The organism is Maribacter arcticus, from assembly GCF_900167935.1.
Lineage (GTDB): Bacteria > Bacteroidota > Bacteroidia > Flavobacteriales > Flavobacteriaceae > Maribacter > Maribacter arcticus.
This window is the reverse complement of record NZ_FUYL01000009.1, coordinates 209845-234193: the sequence shown is the minus strand read 5'-3', so window position 1 is coordinate 234193 and position 24349 is coordinate 209845. Positions and strand designations below refer to the sequence as shown.

15 protein-coding genes, 2 tRNA genes and 1 rRNA gene are annotated in these 24349 nt (G+C 36.0%); 13 read left to right on the top strand and 5 right to left on the bottom strand.

Annotation, left to right across the window (positions count from 1 at the left end; translation table 11 throughout):
• Positions 1–193: 193 nt before the first annotated feature.
• A 5S ribosomal RNA gene (rrf, locus tag B5X55_RS14710) occupies positions 194–305 on the top strand.
• A 526-nt stretch (positions 306–831) separates the two neighbouring features.
• Here the strand turns inward: rrf and B5X55_RS14705 are convergent.
• The 3 genes from B5X55_RS14705 to B5X55_RS14695 form a co-directional block, all read right to left on the bottom strand.
• Positions 832–2298: a glutamate synthase subunit beta gene (locus tag B5X55_RS14705; protein ID WP_079513388.1), complete on the bottom strand. Its 1467-nt coding sequence runs from the start codon at positions 2296–2298 to the stop codon at positions 832–834.
• Between the two features lie 9 nt (positions 2299–2307).
• Positions 2308–6816, bottom strand: coding sequence for a glutamate synthase large subunit (gene gltB / locus B5X55_RS14700; protein ID WP_079513387.1), 4509 nt, complete (start codon positions 6814–6816; stop codon positions 2308–2310).
• Positions 6817–7135: 319 nt separating this feature from the next.
• Entirely contained in the window at positions 7136–8275 is a 1140-nt protein-coding gene (locus B5X55_RS14695; protein ID WP_079513386.1) for an acyl-CoA dehydrogenase family protein, read from the bottom strand.
• A gap of 335 nt (positions 8276–8610) precedes the next feature.
• On the opposite strand from B5X55_RS14695, the gene nhaD reads away from it, so the two are divergent.
• The 8 genes from nhaD (at position 8611) to B5X55_RS14655 (ending at position 16242) form a co-directional block, all read left to right on the top strand.
• Complete coding sequence (gene nhaD / locus B5X55_RS14690; RefSeq protein WP_079513385.1) at positions 8611–9981, top strand: sodium:proton antiporter NhaD; 1371 nt, start codon at positions 8611–8613, stop codon at positions 9979–9981.
• A 52-nt stretch (positions 9982–10033) separates the two neighbouring features.
• Positions 10034–10723: a MotA/TolQ/ExbB proton channel family protein gene (locus tag B5X55_RS14685; protein WP_079513384.1), complete on the top strand. Its 690-nt coding sequence runs from the start codon at positions 10034–10036 to the stop codon at positions 10721–10723.
• Between the two features lie 9 nt (positions 10724–10732).
• Complete coding sequence (locus B5X55_RS14680) at positions 10733–11119, top strand: ExbD/TolR family protein (RefSeq protein ID WP_079513383.1); 387 nt, start codon at positions 10733–10735, stop codon at positions 11117–11119.
• A complete protein-coding gene (locus B5X55_RS14675) occupies positions 11120–12055 on the top strand; it encodes an energy transducer TonB (protein WP_079513382.1) in 936 nt (311 codons plus the stop codon).
• Positions 12052–13263, top strand: a complete 1212-nt coding sequence (locus B5X55_RS14670; protein WP_079513381.1) for a bifunctional folylpolyglutamate synthase/dihydrofolate synthase — start codon at positions 12052–12054, stop codon at positions 13261–13263. The genes B5X55_RS14675 and B5X55_RS14670 overlap by 4 nt, the downstream gene beginning before the upstream one ends.
• Before the next feature lie 59 nt (positions 13264–13322).
• Positions 13323–13397, top strand: a tRNA-Val gene (locus tag B5X55_RS14665).
• 98 nt (positions 13398–13495) lie between these two features.
• Positions 13496–13570, top strand: a tRNA-Val gene (locus B5X55_RS14660).
• Between the two features lie 158 nt (positions 13571–13728).
• Entirely contained in the window at positions 13729–16242 is a 2514-nt protein-coding gene (locus B5X55_RS14655; RefSeq protein ID WP_079513380.1) for a hypothetical protein, read from the top strand.
• A 36-nt stretch (positions 16243–16278) separates the two neighbouring features.
• On the opposite strand, the gene B5X55_RS14650 is transcribed toward B5X55_RS14655, so the two are convergent.
• Together B5X55_RS14650 and gldJ are read right to left on the bottom strand one after the other, a co-directional pair.
• Positions 16279–17559 carry a UDP-N-acetylmuramoyl-tripeptide--D-alanyl-D-alanine ligase gene (locus B5X55_RS14650; protein ID WP_079513400.1) on the bottom strand — a complete coding sequence of 427 codons (1281 nt, stop codon included), beginning with the start codon at positions 17557–17559 and terminating at the stop codon, positions 16279–16281.
• Positions 17560–17623: 64 nt separating this feature from the next.
• Entirely contained in the window at positions 17624–19291 is a 1668-nt protein-coding gene (gene gldJ, locus B5X55_RS14645; protein ID WP_079513379.1) for a gliding motility lipoprotein GldJ, read from the bottom strand.
• 444 nt (positions 19292–19735) lie between these two features.
• Here gldJ and porV point away from each other — a divergent pair, with 444 nt between their 5' ends.
• From porV to B5X55_RS14625, 4 genes are all read left to right on the top strand, one after another.
• Positions 19736–20884, top strand: coding sequence for a type IX secretion system outer membrane channel protein PorV (porV, locus tag B5X55_RS14640; protein WP_079513378.1), 1149 nt, complete (start codon positions 19736–19738; stop codon positions 20882–20884).
• Between the two features lie 121 nt (positions 20885–21005).
• Positions 21006–21494, top strand: a complete 489-nt coding sequence (gene cdd / locus B5X55_RS14635) for a cytidine deaminase (protein WP_079513377.1) — start codon at positions 21006–21008, stop codon at positions 21492–21494.
• 188 nt (positions 21495–21682) lie between these two features.
• On the top strand, positions 21683–22681 hold the full coding sequence (gene pdhA / locus B5X55_RS14630) for a pyruvate dehydrogenase (acetyl-transferring) E1 component subunit alpha (RefSeq protein WP_079513376.1): 999 nt from the start codon (positions 21683–21685) through the stop codon (positions 22679–22681).
• A gap of 4 nt (positions 22682–22685) precedes the next feature.
• A complete protein-coding gene (locus B5X55_RS14625) occupies positions 22686–24323 on the top strand; it encodes a dihydrolipoamide acetyltransferase family protein (protein ID WP_079513375.1) in 1638 nt (545 codons plus the stop codon).
• Positions 24324–24349 lie beyond the last annotated feature (26 nt).

Sequence of the window (24349 nt, the reverse complement as noted above, 5' to 3'; positions counted from 1 at the left end):
CTAATTGCCCGTCAGGCTTGCGCATACGCCTGTCCCCTTCTTCGGGAGGGGGCAGACGACGATCTTTATTTCTTTCTTTTTTTATAAGTCTCGCTTATTACTATACGTGTTACTTTCCTTTATAGGATCCTGTTCCATTCATGTCAACGATATTGCGGCGGAGGCCGCGATCGGGTACGTCCCGATCTATAACTTAGGTGGCCATGGCGACGGGGCCCACCCCTTACCATTCCGAACAGGGAAGTTAAGACCGTTTGCGCCGATGGTACTGCTATACTAAGTGGGAGAGTAGGTAGCCGCCTTTTTCGAAAGCCCTTTACAGAAATGTAAGGGGCTTTTTTTATACCCGAAAACCAGATAATGGATAAGTGTTTGCTTTGGTGACTTATACCTTTATCTTTAGATGTATATGGATTGCTCAATACCCAAGATGTGGTAAGCATGTTGCGCCCAATAGCTGGCCAGTGCTTAAGTAGGTTCAAAAACTTTATGCTCTTCCCGTAAAACAATAATATTCTTAAAGGAACAATTAATACATTATTATATAGACGTAGATGCTAGTGTAATAACAGTTATAAGTAAAAGATTGAGTTAGACAAATGTATAACTTAAGGCTAGGAGCTATACACAACATCACTTATCGACTAGAATATATCAATTGAGACACATATATAATGAAAATGTGATACATACTTTAATTGGAGTTTACGCTCCAGATTACAAATTAAGTATTAAAGAAGTAATAGATTAAGGTTTAATTAGAATATATAAATACATAAAAAGCTCCCAACTTTATTAGTTGGGAGCTTTTTATATGATAAAAGAGTTTAATTAAACTCGAGGCAAATCTCCATCCCCTTTTAAAGGTAAAGCAGATTCTCCCATAAGATACTTATCTACATGATATGCAGCTTGTCTTCCTTCTGAGATAGCCCAAACAATTAATGATTGACCTCTTCTTTGGTCTCCAGCAACAAATACACTAGGGATATTGGTTTGGTAATTAGCATCTGATGCTTTTATGTTAGTTCTTGCATCCATTTCTAAGCCAAGTTGTTGTGATACTGTTTCTTCCGAACCGGTAAAACCTAAGGCTAATAATGCTAAATCGCATTTCCATTCTTTCTCGGTACCTGCTACTTCCTTTAATTGTGGACGTTGTCCAGGAATTTTAACCCACTCAATTTCAGAAGTGATTAATCCTTTTAAGTTACCTTCGGCATCACCTATAAACTTTTTTGTCGAAATACTAAAGTATCTCTCAGCACCTTCTTTATGAGAGGAACTTGTTCGTAATCTCATAGGCCAAAATGGCCAAGGTTGGCCTTCAGGTCTTTCACTTGTGCCCATTGGCATAATTTCAAAATTAGAAACAGATGTTGCGCCTTGACGGAAAGAAGTACCAATGCAATCTGAACCAGTATCTCCGCCACCTATAACGATTACATCTTTATCGGTTGCTTTTATTTCTTCTCCTAAATCCTTTATGCCATCAACACGTCTATTATTTTGACCTAAAAAATCCATGGCTTGAACCACACCTTTTAAGTCAGAACCTTCAATGGGTAGATTTCTTCTTATAGTCGCCCCTCCTGTTAAAACAATAGCATCAAAGTCCTCTTTTAAAGCATCGGCTTTAATATCTACTCCGATATGAACTCCGCAAGAAAAGATAATACCTTCTTCTTTAAGTACATCTAATCGTCTGTCAATAACACTTTTCTCCATTTTAAAATCGGGAATACCATAGCGCATTAATCCACCTGGTTTTTCATCACGTTCAAAAACGGTTATAGTGTGTCCTGCCCTATTTAATTGTTGGGCAGCGGCTAGTCCGGCAGGTCCAGATCCTACAACGGCAATTTTCTTCCCCGTTCTAGTTATTGGCGGTTCTGCAGTTACCCATCCTTTAGAGAAAGCTGTTTCAACAATATTTTTTTCGATATTCTCAATACTTACTGGGTCTTCATTTATACCTAATACACATGCTTCTTCGCAAGGTGCTGGGCATAGCCTACCTGTGAATTCTGGAAAATTATTTGTAGAATGTAATATTTCACTTGCTTTTTCCCATTTACCACGATAAACTGCGTCATTAAAATCAGGAATTAAATTCCCTAATGGACACCCACTATGGCAAAATGGAATTCCACAATCCATACAACGGGCGCCTTGGTCCTTCAGCTCTTTTTCAGGCATCGGTACGGTAAATTCTTTATAATTTTTTAAGCGTTCTTCAACTGGTTGGTAATTTTCAATTTTTCTATCGAATTCCAAAAATCCTGTTATCTTTCCCATATTCCGATTTTAAATAATTTGTAAATTTTCTTCTTCTAATCTGATTAAAGCCTGCCTGTATTCTTCGGGTAAGACCTTAATGAATTTGGGTAAATAAGATTCCCAATTCTCTAAAATTCGTTGTGCCAACGGACTTGAGGTTGAGCTATAGTGACTTTCGATTAAATCTTTTAATTGTTTTATATCATTATCCTCGGTAACTTCCAATAGGTTTAAACCTTCAAGGCTGCAACGTTTTTTGAAAGTGTTATTGTTGTCAAGAACAAAGGCGATACCACCACTCATTCCTGCTCCAAAGTTTCTTCCAACTTCACCTAAGATAACAGCAACACCACCAGTCATATACTCGCAACCATGATCGCCAATTCCTTCCACGACAGCTTTTGCACCTGAATTACGTACACAGAATCGTTCACCGGCTTTTCCATTTATGTATGCTCTACCAGCTGTAGCTCCATAGAGGGTTACGTTACCTGTAATAACATTTTCCTCAGGAATAATAGTTGATTTTTCTGGAACCTTAATGACAAGTTTTGCTCCTGATAGTCCTTTTCCTAAATAATCATTTGTATTTCCGTTAACAACCATAGTAAGTCCTCTTGTAGCAAAAGCGCCAAAACTTTGACCTGCCGATCCCGTAAAATTGAGTCTTAACGTATTTATAGGTAAGCCTTCTGCACCATAAGTTTTTGAAATTTCATTGCTGATTATTGCGCCAACAGCACGATCAGTATTACAAATGGGGTAATCTAACGTTAGTTTTTCTTTTCTAAATAGCGAAGGATTAGCTTTAGCTATGATATCAAATTCAATAGATTTATAAATATCATGCTTTTGTTTTTCTGTATTATAAAATTTAGTTCCTTTTGGCACATCAACTTGATGCAGGATAGGTGTTAAGTCAATACCTGCAGATTTGTAATGGTCAATAGCTTTTTTACGATCTAATTTTTGAACCTGACCTACCATTTCATTAATAGTTCTGAATCCTAATTGTGCCATTATTTCACGTAATTCTTGAGCTACAAAATACATGTAGTTGACAACGTGCTCTGGCTTTCCTTTAAATTTCTTTCTAAGTTCTGGATTCTGAGTTGCGATACCTACTGGGCAAGTGTTGAGATGACAAACACGCATCATTATACAGCCTGAAGCTACTAATGGTGCAGTTGCAAAACCGAACTCTTCAGCCCCTAATAGACATGCTATAGCAACATCTCTTCCTGTTTTTAATTGGCCGTCACATTCTAATACAATTCTATTTCTTAAATCATTAAGTACTAAAGTTTGTTGTGCCTCTGCAATACCAAGTTCCCAAGGTAGACCAGCATGTTTCAATGAGGTTAAAGGTGAAGCCCCTGTACCGCCATCAAAACCAGAAACTAAAATAACATCTGCTTTTGCTTTTGCTACACCAGCAGCTACGGTACCAACACCAACCTCTGAGACTAATTTTACATTTATTCTCGCTTTTCTATTTGCTGATTTTAGATCGTAAATAAGTTGAGATAAATCTTCAATGGAATAAATATCGTGATGTGGCGGTGGAGAAATCAATCCTACATAAGGAGTAGAATTACGGGTCTTGGCAATTTCAGGGTTTACTTTTGGACCAGGTAATTGACCGCCTTCTCCTGGTTTGGCACCCTGTGCCATTTTTATTTGAATTTCTTTTGCGTTCGTTAGATAATTAGAAGTTACTCCAAATCTACCAGAGGCAACTTGTTTGATAGCACTATTTCTCCAATCTCCAGTTGAGTTTTTATAAAATCTATTTTCATCTTCTCCGCCTTCACCAGAATTGCTTTTTCCGCCAATTCTGTTCATGGCAATTGCTAAGTTCTCATGAGCTTCTTTGCTTATAGATCCATAAGACATGGCACCGGTTTTAAACCTTTTTACAATTTCTGTCCACGGTTCAACTTCATCTAATGGTATAGGGTCGTAGTTAGAGAATTCAAAAAGTCCTCTAATGGTCATTAGGTTATGAGATTGCTCGTTAACCATTTTTGCATACTCCTTATAGGTGTCAGGTTCGTTATTTCGAACTGATTTTTGAAGTTTTGCAATTGATAGAGGATTGAACATATGTTTTTCGCCATCCCTTCTCCATCTATACTCACCACCAATTTCTAAATCTAAATTACCAGCTATTTCTTTTTTGCTAAATGTCTTATGATGACGTAATGCAATTTCCTTTTCAATTTGATATAAACCAATGCCTTGTATTCGTGTAGGTGTATTAGGGAAGTATTTTTCTACAACCTTAGTATTTATTCCAATACATTCAAAAAGCTGGGAACCACGGTAAGAGTTAAGGGTGGATATGCCGATTTTATTCATCACTTTTAAAATACCCTTGCCAACTGCTTTATTGTAATTTTTAATTGCTTCATCAAAAGTTATATCTGTGATATCGTGTTCTTCAATCTGTTCAGCAATTATTTCATTTACCAAATAAGGATTTATTGCACTTGCTCCAAATCCGAAAAGAAGAGCAAAATGATGTACTTCTCTAGGTTCTGCAGATTCAATAATTACACTTAGTTTCGAACGTTTGCCAAGTTTTTGTAAACCACTGTTTACAAAAGAACATGCTAGAAGAGCAGGAATTGGGGCCATTTCTTCATTAATACTTCTATCAGATAATATGATAATATTAGCACCTTCGTCAACGGCATTGGATGCTTGGTCTAAAACAGATTGCAATGCATCTTCTAATCCATTATGGCCTTGCTTAATGGAGTATAAAATTTCAATTGAAACCACTTTGTAATCTGGACTTACATCGTAATTTTTAATTTTATCTAAATCTTCCTTAGAGATAACAGGGTTTTGAATTTTCAATTTTCTACAATGTAATTCTGAAAATTCAAAAATATTATGATCACTGCCTAGTGTTAAACTAATGTCGGTAATCAATTCTTCACGAATACCATCTAATGGGGGGTTAGTTACTTGAGCAAACAGTTGTTTAAAGTAATTGTAGATTAATTGAGGTCTTTGTGATAAAACTGCAATTGGCGTATCTGAACCCATAGATCCGATTGGCTCCTTTCCGGCTTTTGCCATTGGAAGTACAATGGTGTTTATATCCTCAAGTGTGTATCCAAAAACAGATTTTCTTTTTTCTAAAGTCTCTTCACCTAGAAATAAAGGGCAATCATTATATGGTATATCTTTTAAGTGAACCAGATTATTTTTTAGCCATTTGCTATAAGGATATTGTTTTGCTATTTTCTCCTTTATTTCTTCATCGTTAATAATTCTACCCTCTTCCATATTAACCAAGAACATTTTTCCTGGTTGTAACCTACCGTGAAATTCTACATTCTCAGGGGTAATGTCAACCACGCCTGTTTCTGAAGACATAACTACATAATCGTCTTTTGTAACGGTATATCGTGAAGGTCTAAGTCCGTTTCTATCCAAAACAGCTCCAATAAAGTTTCCGTCTGTAAATGGTATCGATGCAGGTCCGTCCCATGGTTCCATCATACATGAATGATATTCGTAGAAGGCTCTCTTAGCATCAGACATCTCTGCATTTTTCTCCCAAGCTTCAGGAACCAGAATCATCATAACTTCTGGCAAAGATCTACCGGTCATTAATAGTAATTCTACCACCATATCCATAGTTGCAGAATCTGATTTACCAGGTAGAATTATTGGTAGTATGTTTTTTATTTCATCACCAAACATATCGTTCTCTAACAATTCTTCTCTAGAGAACATACGTGAAACATTTCCTCTCAATGTATTTATTTCCCCATTATGACACATGTATCTAAAAGGTTGTGCCAAATCCCAGGTAGGGAATGTATTTGTAGAGAATCGTTGGTGTACCAGTGCCAACCTTGTAACAACTCTAGAATCCATTAAATCTGAATAATAAAGGCTTATATCTAAAGGCATTAGTAAGCCTTTGAAGATGATTATCTTCGTAGATAAGCTAGGTACATAGAAAAACTTGCTTTCTGATAATTTAGATTTTATTATTGTATGCTCGGTTACTTTTCTAGCGATGTAAAGTTTCAAATTGAATTCAAAATAATCTTGTTCCGAATTCTCTTTGGCAACGAATATTTGTTTTACAAAAGGTTCGGTTTCTGCAGCAATTCTACCCGGTACAGAACGATTTACAGGAACATCGCGCCAACCCAATAATTTTAACCCTTGTTTTTTTATGTTCTCTTCAAATACTGAGATACAAAAATCACGCTGATTGGATTTTCTAGGAAAGAAAATATTACCAACAGCATAATCACCGACTTTAGGTAATTCAAAATCGCAAACAGCTTGAAAGAAATCATGAGGAATATCTATTAAAATACCAGCTCCATCTCCTGTTTTACCGTCAGCACTTACAGCACCTCTATGTTCTAAACGTTCAAGTATTTCTAACGCTTTATGAATAATGTCGTTAGATTTTTTTCCTTTAAGACTGCAAATAAACCCAGCCCCACAGTTATCATGTTCAAATTCCGGTAGATATAATCCTTGCTTCTTCAGTGTCATCTTTTGTGGTATTTCTTCAAAAATATCAATTTTATTGAATTATATTCAATGAATCGAAGTAATTCAAATAAAAAACTCAACGATTTAAATAAATTGCTAAAAAATCGTCAATTTCGAATTTTTGAATGGTTCAATTTATCAGATTGATAAATTTAGGTTAAAATGTTTTAAATATAGGAGTGAAAGAGGGGGTGTGAGCGATACATTTGAAGATTGTAACAATTTCACCCTAACTTATGTAGTGTATAACGAAAAAATAGTTGCTATTAATTAAAATCACCCATATAATGAATAGGGGTGATTGATAGAATCATGGAAATTAATTTAATATACTTCTAGAAATCACAATTTTTTGAATCTCTGAAGTGCCTTCGTAAATCTGGGTAATTTTCGCATCACGCATTAAACGCTCAACATGATAATCTTTAACGAATCCATTTCCGCCATGTATTTGAACGGCTTCAACTGTGGTTTCCATTGCTACTTTTGAGGCGTATAATTTTGCCATTGCGCCAGATAGGTCATAATCCTTCCCATTATCTTTATCCATAGCTGCTTGATATACCAACAATCGTGCGGCTTGTATTTCGGTGTGCATATCGGCTAATTTAAAAGCTATGGCCTGGTGATTGCTAATTTGAGTGCCGAAAGCTTTTCTTTCCTGTGAATATTTTAAAGCTAATTCATATGCGCCTGCTGCAATTCCTAAAGCTTGTGCGGCAATACCTATTCGGCCTCCAGCTAAAGTTTTCATAGCAAATTTGAATCCGAATCCATCTTCACCAATTCTATTTTCTTTAGGCACTTTAACATCGTTGAACATCAAAGAGTGGGTATCACTACCTCGTATGCCTAATTTATTTTCTTTTGGGCCAATTTCAAAACCTTCAGCACCTCGTTCTACAATCAGTGCGTTTATGCCTCGGTGTTTTTTTTCTTTATCCGTTTGCGCTATTACTATATATACACTTGCAGAACTTCCATTGGTTATCCAATTCTTAGTTCCATTTAAAATATAGTGATCACCCATATCTATGGCTGTAGTTTTCTGAGAAGTTGCATCACTACCAGCTTCGGGTTCAGAAAGGCAAAAAGCGCCAATTATTTCACCTGTAGATAATTTTGTCAGGTATTTTTCCTTCTGTTCTTCGTTGCCATATTTTTCAAGTCCCCAACACACCAAAGAATTATTCACCGAAACGACTACTGAAGTAGATGCGTCTATTTTAGAAAGTTCTTCCATTGCTAGAACATAGGATAAAGTGTCTAATCCGCTGCCGCCATATTTTGGGTCGACCATCATGCCTAGAAAGCCTAATTCGCCAAGTTTTTCGACTTGTTCTTTTGGGAAACGCTGTGCATCATCTCGCTCTATTACTTCTGGCAATAGTTCTGTTTGTGCGAAATCACGTGCTGCTTGTTGAATAAGTTTTTGTTCTTCATTTAATGAAAAATCCATGTACTTTGTGTAAAAGGTTATGGTGTCAAAGATAAAGATATACTAGTGAAATTATAACCTTAATATTTTGCTTTTGTTTTATTTTGGACGAACTATCAATTGTTGTTTAGTCGGCAAATGAATATTTAATGACTTGCTAAACGTTAAAATGGGGTCAATAAAATCCTGTTAAATATATAATTGGGCGTTTTAAGTATTTGGATGTCAGATAACTTCGGTATTATTGTCAAATCATTAGGAATTCACATACAATTTTAAATATCTTTAGATGATTTAATTTTTTGGAATTAGAGTCTATATTTGACAATTAGTAGTTATTAAATAAACCAACGAAAATGGAAACCATCATTATTATTGTTTTTTTGGCAGGATATCTCGCCATTACCCTAGAACACAACCTTAAAATAGATAAGCTTATTCCTGCTTTGGCCATGATGGCCATTCTTTGGGCTTTAATTGCCTTAGATATAGATGGTTTTGCTAATTGGTTCGATTCAGCCAAACAAAGTTTGGTAGATGGGTTTGCTTCTATGGGTCATGAAGGCAGAATGCATTTGATGGAAGAATCGCTTTTACATCATTTAGGTAAAACGGCTGAAATCTTATTTTTCTTATTAGGTGCTATGACAATTGTAGAAATCATTGATTATTTCGATGGGTTTACTACAATTAAGGGCTTTATTAAAACCAAGGAAAAAGGAAAATTACTATGGTTGTTTTCAATATTGGCGTTCGTGCTATCGGCAATAATTGATAACCTTACGGCCACCATAGTTTTGATAACCATTCTTCAAAAGGTTATTAAGGATAGAGAAACAAAACTTTGGTTTGCGGGTATGATTGTTATTACCGCAAATGCAGGAGGTGCTTGGTCGCCAATTGGTGATGTTACAACAACAATGTTATGGATTGCAAATAGAGTAAGTGCTGGCCAGTTGGTACTTCATGTACTTCTTCCGTCATTAGTCTGTATGATTGTCCCTGTTTTAATTGCAAGTAGATTCAAAGTTTTTAAAGGTTTAATAGATGGTGATTTAGATAGTGAAAAGGCAAAATCGAAATATAGCGGTGTTATGTTATATCTAGGGCTTGGAGCTATTTTATTCGTTCCGATTTTTAAAACCGTAACTCATTTACCTCCTTATGTAGGTATGATGTTGTCATTGGCAGTTGTAGCTACTTTTGCCGAAATATATAGTAATAAGAAGTTTAGTATTTCTTCGGTAGAACAAGAAGGGCAAGATAGCGAAGGACATCATAGTCCTGTTCATCGTTCATTATCTAAAATTGAATTGCCGAGTATTTTGTTTTTCTTAGGGATTTTGTTGGCAGTTGCTGCAATGGAGTCTTTAGGTATATTATTTAATGCTGCCGGAGCTCTTAACGAAGCCATACCTAATACAGATATCGTTGTATTGCTATTTGGTTTAGGGTCTGCAGTAATAGATAATGTTCCATTGGTTGCTGCTAGTATGGGTATGTTCAGTGAGCCTTTAGATAGTCCGCTATGGCATTTTATCGCTTATTCTGCTGGTACAGGTGGAAGTATGCTAATTATAGGTTCTGCTGCAGGGGTTGTAGCAATGGGTATGGAAAAAATAGATTTTTTCTGGTATTTTAAGAAGATTGCATGGTTGGCATTTGCAGGTTTTATTAGTGGTGCCATTGTTTTTATTTTGTTGAGAGATTTTGTGCTCAACGTATAATTTAATTCACTATTCATCGTTATAAAGGCAAATTCAATACTTAAAGAACAATATGTTATTATACCAGGATTTGGCTCAAAATTCGAGCGATGAATTGATGTCAGAAGAGAAAACCCTTTCGGTTATAGATTTAATCTTTAATGGAGGTACAGGTAGTGTAATTATAATTTCGGTACTCTTCATAATGTTGGGTGTTGCTTTATACATTTACTTTGAACGTCTTTTGGCAGTTAATGCGGCATCTAAAATAGATAAGAATTTCATGAACCAAATACGGGATCATGTTACATCAGGTAAATTAGAAGCGGCAAAGTTACTTTGTGCACAGACAGATTCTCCTGTTGCTAGATTAACGGAAAAAGGTATATCGCGTATAGGAAAGCCACTTGATGATATCAACACGGCTATCGAAAATGCTGGTACTCTTGAAGTGTACAAGCTTGAGAAGAACGTAAGTATTTTAGCAACTGTTGCTGGTGCTGCGCCTATGATTGGATTCTTAGGAACTGTAATCGGTATGATTCTTGCCTTTCATGAAATGGCAAGTAGTGGTGGCCAGGCAGAAATGGGGTCATTGGCATCAGGTATTTACACTGCAATGACAACAACAGTGGCCGGACTTATAGTAGGTATTATTGCTTATGTAGGTTATAATCATTTAGTGAATCGTACCGATAAGGTTATTCATAAGATGGAGGCTAATGCAGTTGATTTTCTAGATTTATTAAACGAACCTCTTTAATTTTATACTATGAAATTAAAAGGAAGAAATAAAGTCAGTCCCGACTTTAGCATGTCTTCAATGACAGATATTGTATTCTTGTTATTGATATTTTTTATGCTAACGGCCAACTCACCCAATGCTTTAGACTTATTATTGCCAAAAGCTAAAGGTAAGTCTACAAATACTCAAAATGTATCGGTTAGTATTGATAAGAATCTTCAATACTTTGTGAATGATCAAAGAATTAATGGAGAGTATATTGAAATTGAATTAAGAAAAGTTTTAGCAGGTCAAGATAATCCAACTATAATTCTAAGAGCAGAAGAGAGTGTGGCTATTAAAGAAGCTGTTAATGTTATGGATATCGCTAATAAAAATAATTACAAAGTTATTTTGGCAGTACGGCCCAATTAAATGGCATTTTTAGACACAAAACATAAGAAAAATTCATTGACACTTACAACACTGTTGTTAAGTGCTCTTTTGTTGGTTTTATTTTATATTGGTCTTACGTATATGGACCCTCCTGAAGAAAATGGCATTTCTGTTAATTTTGGCACTACTGATTTTGGTAGTGGTCAGGTGCAACCAAAGGAAAAAATTCAATCAGAGCCTTTAGATACTCCACCAGTTGAACCAACAAAGCAAGAAGTTGCCGAGGCTATTGAAGAGCCTGAAGAGGTTGAGGAAGCGGCCGTAGAGAAAGAGGCACCAGCTGAAAAACTTTTGACAAAGGAAAGCGAAGAGGCTATAAAAATTAAGCAGGCAAAAGAAGTAAAGCGAAAAGCTGATGAAGCTGCAGCCGATGCTAAAAAAAAGGCTGAAGAAGCGGAAAATAAGAAAAAGGTAGAAGCAGCTAAAATCGCTCAAGAGAAGAAAGATGCTGAAGATAAAGCAAGGCAAGAGCAAGAAGCGAAAAAGAAGCGCTTAGATGAAATGATGGGCGGTCTTAATAAATCAGATGGAACGGCTACAGGTAGTGAAGGTGATGATAATAAAGCCGGTGATAAAGGTCAACCAGATGGAGATCCATATGCAACAAGCTATTATGGTAGTCCAGGATCTGGAAGCGGCACAGGAGGCTACGGGTTAAACGGAAGATCTTTGGTCAATAAAGGAAAAGTACAGCAAGAATGTAATGAATCTGGTATTGTAGTGGTTAAAATTGTGGTTGATCGAAATGGGAAAGTAATCAGTGCAACCCCAGGAGTAAGAGGTACGACGAATAATAACCAATGTTTATTAGAGCCTGCAAGGAAGACTGCATTTATGCATAAATGGAATTTAGATAGTAATGCGCCAAGTCAGCAAGTAGGATTTGTAGTTGTAAACTTCAAACTGGGAGAGTGACCTATAAACAAACGCTAGATTGGATGTTTTTGCAACTTCCAATGTATCAAAATAAAGGAAAGGTCGCTTTTAATTCAAAGATGGATGGCATCAATTCGCTAGCTGCCCATTTAAATAATCCACACAAAAAAATCAAGACTATTCATGTGGCAGGAACCAATGGAAAAGGTTCTAGTAGTCATATGTTAGCGTCTGTATTACAAGAGGCAGGTTATAAGGTCGGTCTGTATACTTCGCCGCATTTAAAAGATTTCAGAGAACGCATTCGAGTCAACGGAAAAAAAGTAGCTAAAAAGTGGGTTGTTGATTTTATTGATGAAAATCAATCGTTCTTCGAAAGAAATAAATTATCCTTTTTTGAAATGACGGTCGGTATGGCTTTTTCATATTTTGCAAACGAAAATGTTGATATAGCGGTCATAGAGGTAGGCTTAGGTGGCAGACTAGATTCTACTAATATAATTACACCAGAAGTAAGTCTAATTACGAATATAGGGTTTGATCATACCGATATGTTAGGAGATACCCTTGCGAAGATAGCTTATGAAAAAGCAGGTATAATTAAAAGGAATATACCTGTAGTGATTAGTGAATTTAATGAGGAAACAGCTCCTGTTTTTAAGGAGACCGCTACCGCTTTGAATGCTAAAATTGTTTTTGCTCAAGAGAAAATATTTTCTACATATAAAATAGGATTGCTTGGGTCTTATCAGCAAAAAAATATCAAAGGAGTTTTGGCTACCTTAAGCGAGCTTGTAACTTTTAAAATTGAAGAAAAACATATTGTTAAAGGATTAGAAAAGGTGGTTGAAAACACTCATTTAATGGGTCGTTGGCAGCAAATTGGAACTAAACCAACTATAATTTGTGATACGGCACATAATAAAGAAGGTTTGGCAATTGTACTGAATCAATTGCAAGAGCAAGAATATGAAAAGCTTCATGTGGTAATAGGTTTTGTTAAGGATAAAGATATCAGTGCAATATTGCCGTTGTTTCCCTCAAATGCGACTTATTATTTTTGCAAACCTAAAATTTCTAGAGGTCTTGACGAAAAAATATTATCAGACCGTTGTGTTCGATATAACTTGAATGGAGAAACTTATAAGTCTGTTAATAAGGCTTTTAAAGCGGCAAAAAAACAAGCTTCTAAAAATGATTTCATTTATGTTGGTGGAAGTAATTTTGTGGTGGCAGAAGTTCTTTAATTTTTTATTGATTTTTCTTTTGCAGATTGTAAAACTATTATATATTTGCACTCCTTTTGGGGCTCTTAGCTCAGTTGGTTCAGAGCACCTGCCTTACAAGCAGGGGGTCACTGGTTCGAATCCAGTAGGGCCCACAGGTTAAAAGGCTTCCATGAAAATGGGAGCCTTTTTTTAATTTTAAGATGTTTTGCTTATAGATAGAATGCATCTTTTATCTTATCTTAGTTTTAATGGGATATTAGCTCAGTTGGTTTAGAGCGCTGCCTTGACAGGGCAGAGGTCACCGGTTCGAATCCAGTATATCCCACTATTTTCACTTCTTGTTTCTTCTGTAGACAACTATATCTTCTTTTTAGGGTATTCTGTTATAACTAATTCTTTATAAGATGTTTACGGTTATTTGTTCTAAGGATTTCATGCTTTTTTATTAAAAAAAGTAGTATTTTAAATAAAAATATTGGTCCTATGAAATTATTCTCCTTCAAAACGGTGATTTATTCCTTTGTGTTCCTTTCTATTTTGGCGTTCAATCTTGCCGATCAAGGCAATGGCCTTTTGAGTAAGATTGAGGATAGGTTAAAATCTTATTTTGTGAATGATAGTCCTGAGAAGACCTTTTTAGAGACCGATAAGGATATGTATGTTCTTGGGGACACTATTTGGTTAAAAACCTATGTAGTAAATGGTATCACGCATCAGACAAGTAATAAAAGTAGGGTAGCTTATGTGGAGTTGTTGAACGATAATGATAGTATTGTTGAAAAACGAAGACTTTTTATAGAAGGCACCAGTGGTGTTGGTGATATTTCACTGTCTAATGTTCTAAAACAGGGTTCTTATAAATTGCGCGCTTATACAAACTACATGTTGAACGATAATCATATTTCCTTTTTCGAAAAATCGGTTACGGTTAGCGCGAAGAGTTCATCAATGTCAGAAAGTTATTCGGTTACGGCCGAGATTGGTGAGGGTCAGTTAGAGGATGTAGGTGATGTTGAAACAAATCTTATGTTCTTTCCCGAAGGAGGAGACCTTGTAGCTGGGGTATCTGGTGTTTTAGGAATAAAAGCCCTTGATTCGCATGGGGCTGGTCTGTCTTTGAAGGGGAGTATCCATACGTCAGAGGGTAATTTAGTGGCGGAATTCGAGACTGGGGAATTTGGTCTGGGCAAGGTGAATATTATCCCTAAGAAAAATACCGTCTATTATGCCCGTATCAAAAATGACAAAAGAGAAAGGCGGTTTGACCTGCCCATTGCTAAATCGGAAGGATATTCGTTAAATATTAAAAACTGGGAGGACAATTTATTATTGCAGGTGACTGCTACTAAAGGCCATTCATTAAAAGGCACACTTTTGATTGGTCATTTAAGAGGCGAGCTTATTTTTAAGAGATTGGGGACGGACATAGATGTGGATTCTTATGCTGTTCGATTAGTGACTAAAGAACTGCAAGAAGGCGTGGCTCAGTTCACCCTTTTTTCATCGGAAGGAAATCCAATCTGTGAGCGTTTAGTGTTCGTGGACCATCCAGGCAACGATACTGAGGTGATTATCAAGACTAATAAGGATAATTTTGTAACCAAAGAGAAAGTGAATCTTGATATTTCGATTTTGGATAAGAAAGGTAAACCGTTACAAGGTGATTTTTTAACAAGTGTAATTCCTGTAACACATCAGTTAAAACAGGGTAATATAGGTATTAAAGGATGGCTATTATTGAACTCCGATCTTGGAGGTACGGTAGCTGATCCTGATTTTTTCTTCACAGAAAACACCAAACAGAAGCGTTTTCTTTTGGATGCCTTAATGCTTACTCATGGATGGCGTAGGTTCGTGTGGAAAGAAATGTTGGGAGATGAAATTCAAAAAGAGGTCACTTATGCTCCAGAGAAGGGAATAATGGTTAAGGGTACTATGGTCGATTATTATCATCCATCCATGGCCAAGTCAGTAATAGCGAAATTCAATGTACTAGAAGAAGCTTTAAATGATGAGCAAGTGGCCGATGAAAGGGGACGCTTCAGTTTTGGGCCATATTATTTCAACGATAGCATTACAGCTATCATTCAAGCTGTGGATACTACTAGGCGTGCAAAAAGCGCTCAAAAAAATATTGCGATAACAGTTGATGAATGGCCCGATGTTCCGAAAACAGTCATAATTAGAGACAGTGTTGGTAAAAATTCTAAAATATTTAAAATTAAAAACTTATTTGTGGAAACGGAATACCCATCATCATATTTTGATGATGAACAGGGTATGATTAAGCTTAACCCCGTATCTGTAAAGGCCAAAAAAATAAGTAGAGCCCGATATGTAGAGGAGGAATTAAATAAGACTACACCTTATGGAAGGCCAGATATTCGAGTATTCAGGGATTCAGTTGCCGGATGGCAGACTATGAGTGTTTTTGATATTTTGGTTAGAAGAGGGGTTTCGTCTAATGGAGGTAGCTCTATGACTACTATAAGTAGGGAATCAAGCGGCCCATTGATATTAGTTGACGGAACTAGCACGAGTCTTACTTATGGAGATTTAAAGGTTATGAGAGCCAACGAGGTAGTTTACGTTGATGTGATAAGGGGCTATAACCCAGGCGCTTCAATTTATGGTGCTAGAGGTTGGTTAGGTGCAATTGCAATATATACGAATCCACCATCTATTGAAGGATTAGAAAAGTATGATATTCCTATAGATGTTCCGGGTATAAAAACGGCAAGAATTGCTGGGTTTTATAAGGCACGAGAATTCTATTCGCCCAATTATTCAGAAGCCAGTACGTCAACAACTGAGTTAGATTACCGAACTACACTTTTTTGGGATCCAAAGGTGAATTTGAGTAAAGATGGTAAGACACAAATACAGTTTTATACTGGCGATGTAACCGGTGATTTTATGGTAAAATTTCAAGGTATTGCAGAAGATGGTAGGCTGGTGACGGGTAGCCATTACTTTACGGTCGATAATAGTTTGTAGATTTACTTTGAGTTGGGTAAAGTCTTTACTAAGTATTCATTGTATGTATTCTAATGCTCTTTCCAGTGCCATACCTCTTGAGCCTTTTATAAGCAAAGATGAATTGGCTGGTAAATTATTTTGGGATAAGTAAGCCTTTAACTCTTCAAAATTTTTCAACTTAATAGAGCTGGTTTGTGTGCGGTAAAAGTTTTCACCTACAAACAGGACATTTTCAAAGAGTAGTGTTTTCGCTAAATCTGTTATTGCTTGATGCTCTTCTTCGGCTGAATTGCCCAATTCGAACATATCCCCTAAAATTAAAACTTTATTGGTCTTTTCTAGTGAATTGAAGTTCTCAATAGCAACCTTCATGCTTGAGGGGTTGGCGTTATAGGCGTCTAGAATAATATAATGTCCATTTTTTTTGATGATTTGCGACCTATTGTTCTCGGGAGTATACTTTTCTAATGCAATTTTAATTTCTGGTAATTCGACATTAAAAAATTTACCCATAATAATTGCTGCACAGCAATTGTGAAAATTATATGCACCAATAAGTTTAGATTTTATGACGGTGTCTTCAACTTTTATTATAACAAAGGGTTGGGCATCTTCAAGTTCAATTTTATAGTATTTTGAATTAATCGAACTAAAACCATATTTTTTGGTATAGTTTTTTAGTTTTTCTAGCTGAATTGGGTCATCTGCATTTAGAAAAATGGACTTTTTGCTTTTTATGAGATATTCATATAATTCGCTCTTGCCTTTTATAACACCTTCAACACCGCCAAAACCCTCTAAATGCGCTTTGCCAAAATTGGTTATAAATCCGAAATCGGGCTCTGCAATCTCACATAAAAACTGTATTTCTTTTTGATGATTTGCGCCCATTTCGACGATGGCAATTTCGGTGTTGAGTTTTATAGACAAAAGGGTTAAGGGAACTCCAATGTGGTTGTTTAGATTACCAACAGTAGCAATTGTTTTATATTTTCTAGCGAGTACGGCATGTATTAATTCTTTTGTAGTTGTCTTGCCATTGCTTCCGGTTAGGCTTATAACTTTTGCACTGCAGAAATTTCGATGGTAATGCGCTAGTTTTTGTAGCATAACCAAGGTGTCTTCGACAAGAATAGTTTTGTCGTTAATGTAGTATTCCTCTTGGTCAATAATAACATAGCTAGCCCCATTATTAATTGCTTGCTGAGCATAAGTATTTCCATTAAAATTATCACCTTTTAATGCGAAGAAAATATCGTTTTTCTTAATTTTTCTCGTATCCGTATTAACGGATGGAAATTCTAAAAAAATTGAATGTAAGTCTTGAACGTTCATGAAATCGAAGATAAAAAAAAAGCCCTTTAAGAAAAGGGCTTTTTTAAATTCGTATGTATAAAAATTATTTAGCTTTTTTTCCTCTAACCGTTTTATTTTTGGTTTTAGATTTTGAACCAACTCTAGACATTGCACATCTGAAGCCTATGTAATCTGTAGCCATATACTGTGGTAGGTATCTTCTTTGCGCTGGATCTAACCAGTAAGCTCTATCTCTCCAAGAACCGCCTTTGTAAACTCTTACTTCGTCGTTAATAAGTGTTGTTCTGTTATTTGAATCATCGTATCCTTTAATAAGGTTTCCTAAAGAATCTCTTTCAACTGAATGCTTAGGGGAATTGTACATCTTCTTGCTTGGATCTTCTTCTTCATCCTCACTGAATCTGTCATAGAATCTAGATGAGCCTGCATCACCATCTCTATAATCTCTATTGTCACTTGATGAGAAATTTGTTCTTAAATACGTCTCTTCTTCATCAACAGGAACCATTTTTATTTCTCCTGGTAGGTTTACGGCAACAACTTTTCCATTCGGTAAGGTGTCAAAAACTATAGAATCTCTAAGAATTTTAACTTTTCCATCATCGCCAATGGCACTTTTCATATAAATATTTCCTCTGTAGTAGTTGAAATCACTTACTTCATCATCAACTATCGGGCGATAAACATCAGCTGTCCATTCTGCAACGTTACCAGCCATGTCGTATAGACCTAGGTCATTTGGTTTGTATGACATAACTTCAGCTGTAATATCAGCACCGTCATCAGACCAACCTGCAATTCCGCCGTAATCACCTTTCGCTTGTTTAAAGTTAGCTAATTGATCACCTCTACCTACGCGTTGTCCGTTTCTTGTGTAATCACCTTCCCAAGGATATTTTTTTCTACCACGGTAATTATTGTATTCTCTTTGGCCAACTTGGGCCTGAGCAGCATATTCCCATTCAGTTTCTGTAGGAAGTCTATATTCTGGCATAATGATACCACTGCTTCTTTTTGCGAAAGTAGAAGTACTATCTTTCTTCATTTTCCCTTGAAGAGAATCAATTTGTCCGTTATAAACAGATTCTGGTCTATTTAAGTAAGCTTCAGTACTAAAAGTTCCTTGTACTTCTCCAGTTGCTGCTTGGTATTTTGCATCTTCGGATAAATAACCTTCTCTTTCTAACATCACCTCATTTACACGGTCGGTTCTCCATTTGGCAAATTGATTAGCTTGGATCCAGTTTACACCAACTACAGGATATTCTGCATATGCTGGGTGTCTTAAATAGTTATTTGTCATGGTTTCATTGAAACCTAATCTATTTCTCCACACTAAAGTATCAGGTAATGCACCTACATAAATATTTGTGTACTTCGGATTTTCTGGGGGATAAACACTTTTTAGATAATCTAAGTATTCTAAATACATTACATTGGTAACCTCAGTCTCGTCCATATAAAAAGATTGGACATGTTGAGATGTTGGGGTGTTGTTCCAATCATGCATAACATCATCTTGTACCTTACCTTTAGTAAACGTACCACCTTCAACAAATACTAATCCTGGGGCAGTTTCTTGCTCTTTAAAGTCAGTATTGTATTGAAAACCACCTTCCTTGGCATTTATTTTCCAACCTGTAGCTCTAGACGTGTTTTTTGAAGATGAAGATTTAGAACAGCTATTTACTGTAAAGCCTCCTACTATAACAGTGCATGAGAGTACAACTTTTATTAAATGTTTTTTCATAATTAGGACTTGAGTTCAATTTTCATATACTATAGTTGTTTGGCTACTATAATGATATGATACTATGTTTTCTTTTAATTTGTTTGTCACTTTCGCTCAATAGAACGGTGTTTTTGTGAGATTATTTTACAATTCAAAATAATTTTAATCATCTCGAATCGAACCTGCAATAAATTTAGGTCCGCTTAAATAGGTTAACGGTTAAAACAGTTAATTAGTATGGTTTTAAAGATTTCTTTTAAGATGAGGATTTTAGCTTCGGTATTTCAAAGTATTAAAGGTTGAGAAGGGAGTGTGACTTATAGATGTACTAATGTTTTTTTATAAAAAAACTTATTATTTATGCAAGATAACGGGAAAAAGGACGTTTACATGTAAAATATTAAAGTTGAAATAGAGGGAAACACTATATTTCACCTTTTAAATTTAAAGAACTGTTCTATAATGAGAAAAATTTCAATAATTTTCTTTGTACTTGTAATTGGGAAGGTTGTCGCACAAGATGACCAGCGAGTAATTACAACCGCCGTGCCATTTTTAACAATTGCGGCCGATGCTAGGTCAGCTGGTATGGGTGATATGGGTGTAGCGACATCTACAGATGCTTTTTCACAGCAATGGAACCCTGCTAAATTTGCTTTTGCAGAGCGGAAAATGGGTATTGGTATTAGTTATACTCCCTATTTAGAAAGTATTATAACAGATATATCGTTGTTAAATGCCAGTTTCTATAATAAACTTGACGAACAGAGTGCTTTTGCATTGAGTCTTAGATATTTTACTTTAGGTGAAATTGAATTAAGACAATTTGCAAATGACCCAGGTACTATCGCTAAGCCGAATGAGTTGGCTTTAGATGGTTCTTATTCACTTAAATTAAGTCCTACGTTTTCAATGGCTGTAGGTGGTAGGTATATAAGATCAAATTTAAAATTACCTCAAAATGGATCTGAAGATTCACAAGCTGCGAGTTCTTTCGCTGTTGATGTTGCAGGGTATTACAGGTCCGATGAGATAGCTTATAATAATTTTGACGGTCGATGGAGGGCAGGTTTTAATCTTTCTAATATTGGAGGTAAAATTCAATATGATGCTGGAGGACAAGAAAATTTCTTACCTAGTAAATTGAGTTTTGGTGGTGGATTCGATTTTATCTTAGATCAAGATAATGTAATAGGCTTAACAACAGAATTCAATAAGCTTCTTGTGCCTACCCCACAAGATTTTGATAACGATGGTGATATTGATTCGGCTGATAATGATATTTATCAAAATGAAAGCGGTTTCAGTGGTATTTTCAACTCTTTTACCGATGCGCCAGGTGGTTTTGGTGAAGAGTTAAAAGAATTTACATGGGCATTAGGTGCAGAGTATACTTATCAAGATGCGTTCATGTTTAGAACTGGATATTTTAATGAAAGTGAGGATAAAGGTTCTAGGAAATTCTTTACGCTAGGCGCTGGGTTTAAATTTAAAGCAGCTCAAATAGATTTATCTTATTTGTTTTCAACGTCTCAGGTTAGAAATCCACTAGAGAATACATTAAGATTTTCTCTTACCTTTAACTTAGGTGAAGAATTTTACAATGATTAAATTATAAAAGGTTATAGGCATAAAAAAACCTGCATTATCGCAGGTTTTTTTATGCCTATATGTTGCGGTTCTTAATTTGAACTCCATTATTAATTTGTAGATTAACATTTAAAAGATGCATATGGCCATTCAAAAGAGTATAAGCTTTGATATTACTATATATAATAAGTTAGAAGAATTACAGGAAGAAGATAAGATGTTAATGAATGCAGCGGTTAGTGCGAGGAAAAGGGCTTATGCTCCATATTCTGATTTTTATGTAGGCGCTTCTGTTTTGTTGGATAATGGAGAGATAGTTGAGGGAAATAATCAGGAAAATGCATCATATCCATCTGGACTCTGTGCTGAAAGGGTTGCTGTTTTTTATGCTGGCTCGAAATATCCGGGAATGAAAATAAAGGCGATTGCAATTTCTGCAGCATCATTAAATCACGAGGTTAATGAACCAGCTGCACCCTGCGGTAATTGTAGGCAGTCAATTTCAGAATATGAATTTAGACAAAAAGAGCCGATAAGAATACTGTTAATGGGCGAGACAGGTAGTGTTATAGAATGTGATTCTTTGGCAGATTTGCTTCCGCTGGGTTTTAATAGTAGTTATTTAAATTGATTTTTATTAAATGAAAGGTTGAGAATAAACACGTTATGGGGTTTATTTGTTAATCATATAATTTCTTGATTGAATTGCTTCTATTATTTTTATCGATTCATTTATATGTGTATTTTTGTTCTTCTGCGATACTTAGGTGAATCAAACCTTTGGGATCTATATAGAATTAAAACCTTTAGTTAAAATTGATGAAAAAAATCACCAAGGAAACGTATTTAAAATGGTATGCCGACATGCTGTTTTGGAGAAAATTTGAGGACAAATTGGCCGCTGTGTATATTCAGCAAAAGGTAAGAGGATTTCTTCATTTGTATAATGGTCAAGAAGCAGTTCTTGCAGGAGCCTTACATGCAATGGATCTTACTAAAGATCGTATGATAACGGCTTATAGAAATCACGTTCAGCCAATAGGTATGGGTGTAGACCCTAAAAGAGTAATGGCTGAGCTTTATGGTAAAGTAACAGGTACTTCTAAAGGTATGGGAGGATCAATGCATATTTTTTCTAAAGAGCATCGCTTTCATGGTGGGCACGGTATTGTAGGTGGTCAAATTCCATTAGGTGCCGGTATGGCATTTGGTGATAAATACCATGGTAGAGAAGCTGTTACTTTATGTTATATGGGTGACGGTGCTGTTAGACAAGGAGCTTTGCATGAAACATTTAATTTAGCCATGTTATGGCAACTACCTGTTGTATTTATTTGTGAGAATAATGGTTATGCGATGGGAACTTCTGTAGCACGAACGTCTTTTTCAACTGAAATTTGGAAATTAGGTTTAGGTTACGAAATGCCTTGTGGACCTGTTGATGGTATGAATCCTGTGACTGTTGCACAAGAAATGAGCAAGGCAATTGACCGAGCTAGGAGTGGCGGTGGACCAACTTTTCTAGAAATGAAAACGTATAGATATAGAGGTCATTCCATGTCTGATGCACAGCATTATAGAACAAAAGATGAGGTTGAAGAGTACAAGAAGATAGATCCAATAACTCAAGTTTTGGATATTATAAAGGAAAACAAATACGCAACTGACGCTGAAATTAAAGATATTGACAAAAATGTCAAGGAAATGGTTAAGGAGTGTGAGAAGTTTGCAGAAGAATCAGATTATCCACCAGTAAACCAATTATATGATATGGTTTACGAACAAGAGGATTTTCCATTTGTTCAACATAAATTTTAAGTAGATGGCTATAGTAGTAAATATGCCCCGTTTAAGTGATACCATGGAAGAAGGTACGGTAGCTAAATGGTTAAAAAGCGTTGGAGATAAAGTTGAAGAAGGTGATATGTTAGCTGAAATCGAAACTGATAAGGCGACGATGGAGTTTGAATCATTTAATGAAGGTACTTTATTATATATAGGCGTGCAAGAAGGTGATGCGGCCCCAGTAGATACTCTATTGGCTATTATCGGTGATGAGGGTGAAGATGTTTCAAGTTTAATCGGTGGTGGCAATGCGAAGGCTTCAGAAGATAATTCTTCACAAGTTGAAGATGTTTCGGAAGAGGCTTCAGAAGAAATTGAAAACGGAGTTGAAATTCCTGAGGGGGTTGAAGTTATCAAAATGCCACGATTAAGTGATACCATGGAAGAAGGTACTGTGGCAAGTTGGTTAAAAAAGGTCGGTGATGATGTTGAAGAAGGAGATATTTTAGCTGAGATTGAGACAGATAAGGCTACAATGGAATTTGAGTCTTTTTATTCTGGGAAGTTATTATATATTGGAATTCAGGAAGGTGAATCTTCTCCAGTTGATACAGTTTTGGCAGTTATAGGTCCAGAAGGTACTGATGTCGATGCTGTGTTAAGTAATGAATCTGGCGGTAGTAAAAAGTCATCTACATCAGAAAATAAAAAAGTTGAAATGAAATCTGAAAATTCTTCTGAGAAGAAAGAGGTTTCAAAAACGGTGTCTGATGGTGAAAGAATTTTTGCTTCACCTTTGGCTAAGAAAATAGCGGAAGATAAAGGTATTGATTTAGCAAAAGTTTCCGGTTCAGGAGATAATGGTAGAATCACCAAAAAAGATATTGAAAATTATACACCTAGTACGACTGCGGCACCAGCTGCAAGTTCTGTAGTTAAGGCTGAGAGTAACGTTGCTTCACAACCAGTATCTATGGCTTTGCCGTCAGGTGAAGAAGGTACTGAAGAAGTTAAGAATTCGAACATGCGTAAGGCAATAGCAAAAGCGCTTGGTAATTCTAAATTTAATGCACCGCATTTTTATCTAACCATTGAGGTAGATATGGACAATGCGAAAGAATCTCGTGCTCAAATAAATAGCTTGCCTGATACTAAGGTGTCTTTTAATGATATGGTGTTAAAGGCATGTGCAATGGCTCTTAGGAAGCATCCTCAAGTAAATACTTCTTGGAATGGCGATACGACTAAGTATCATCAGCATATTCATATGGGTGTAGCAGTAGCGGTAGATGAAGGTTTAGTTGTGCCAGTTGTAAAGCACTGTGATTTATTGGGCTTAACGCAGATTGGTAGTGCAGTTAAAGATTTAGCGGGGAAAGCTCGAAACAAAAAAATTGCGCCTTCAGAAATGGAAGGTAGCACCTTTACAGTGTCAAACCTTGGTATGTTCGGTATTTTGGAATTTACTAGTATTATAAATCAGCCAAATTCAGCAATACTTTCAGTAGGTGCTATAGTTGAAAAACCTGTGGTTAAGAATGGTGAAATTGTAGTAGGTAATACCATGAAGTTGACATTGGCCTGTGACCATAGAACTGTTGATGGTGCTGTGGGAGCTCAATTTTTACAGACACTGCGTTATTTTGTTGAAAACCCAGTGACTATGTTAGCCTAGAAATTTGATTTTAAATAGAATTGCTA

What these genes read in the sequence shown, in the direction of transcription:
- B5X55_RS14705 (WP_079513388.1), bottom strand. Translation starts at nt 2,298, where the DNA reads ATGGGAAAGATAACAGGATTTTTGGAATTCGATAGAAAAATTGAAAAT.
- gltB (WP_079513387.1), bottom strand. Translation starts at nt 6,816, where the DNA reads ATGACACTGAAGAAGCAAGGATTATATCTACCGGAATTTGAACATGAT.
- B5X55_RS14695 (WP_079513386.1), bottom strand. Translation starts at nt 8,275, where the DNA reads ATGGATTTTTCATTAAATGAAGAACAAAAACTTATTCAACAAGCAGCA.
- nhaD (WP_079513385.1), top strand. Translation starts at nt 8,611, where the DNA reads ATGGAAACCATCATTATTATTGTTTTTTTGGCAGGATATCTCGCCATT.
- B5X55_RS14685 (WP_079513384.1), top strand. Translation starts at nt 10,034, where the DNA reads ATGTTATTATACCAGGATTTGGCTCAAAATTCGAGCGATGAATTGATG.
- B5X55_RS14680 (WP_079513383.1), top strand. Translation starts at nt 10,733, where the DNA reads ATGAAATTAAAAGGAAGAAATAAAGTCAGTCCCGACTTTAGCATGTCT.
- B5X55_RS14675 (WP_079513382.1), top strand. Translation starts at nt 11,120, where the DNA reads ATGGCATTTTTAGACACAAAACATAAGAAAAATTCATTGACACTTACA.
- B5X55_RS14655 (WP_079513380.1), top strand. Translation starts at nt 13,729, where the DNA reads ATGAAATTATTCTCCTTCAAAACGGTGATTTATTCCTTTGTGTTCCTT.
- B5X55_RS14650 (WP_079513400.1), bottom strand. Translation starts at nt 17,559, where the DNA reads ATGAACGTTCAAGACTTACATTCAATTTTTTTAGAATTTCCATCCGTT.
- gldJ (WP_079513379.1), bottom strand. Translation starts at nt 19,291, where the DNA reads ATGAAAAAACATTTAATAAAAGTTGTACTCTCATGCACTGTTATAGTA.
- porV (WP_079513378.1), top strand. Translation starts at nt 19,736, where the DNA reads ATGAGAAAAATTTCAATAATTTTCTTTGTACTTGTAATTGGGAAGGTT.
- cdd (WP_079513377.1), top strand. Translation starts at nt 21,006, where the DNA reads ATGGCCATTCAAAAGAGTATAAGCTTTGATATTACTATATATAATAAG.
- pdhA (WP_079513376.1), top strand. Translation starts at nt 21,683, where the DNA reads ATGAAAAAAATCACCAAGGAAACGTATTTAAAATGGTATGCCGACATG.
- B5X55_RS14625 (WP_079513375.1), top strand. Translation starts at nt 22,686, where the DNA reads ATGGCTATAGTAGTAAATATGCCCCGTTTAAGTGATACCATGGAAGAA.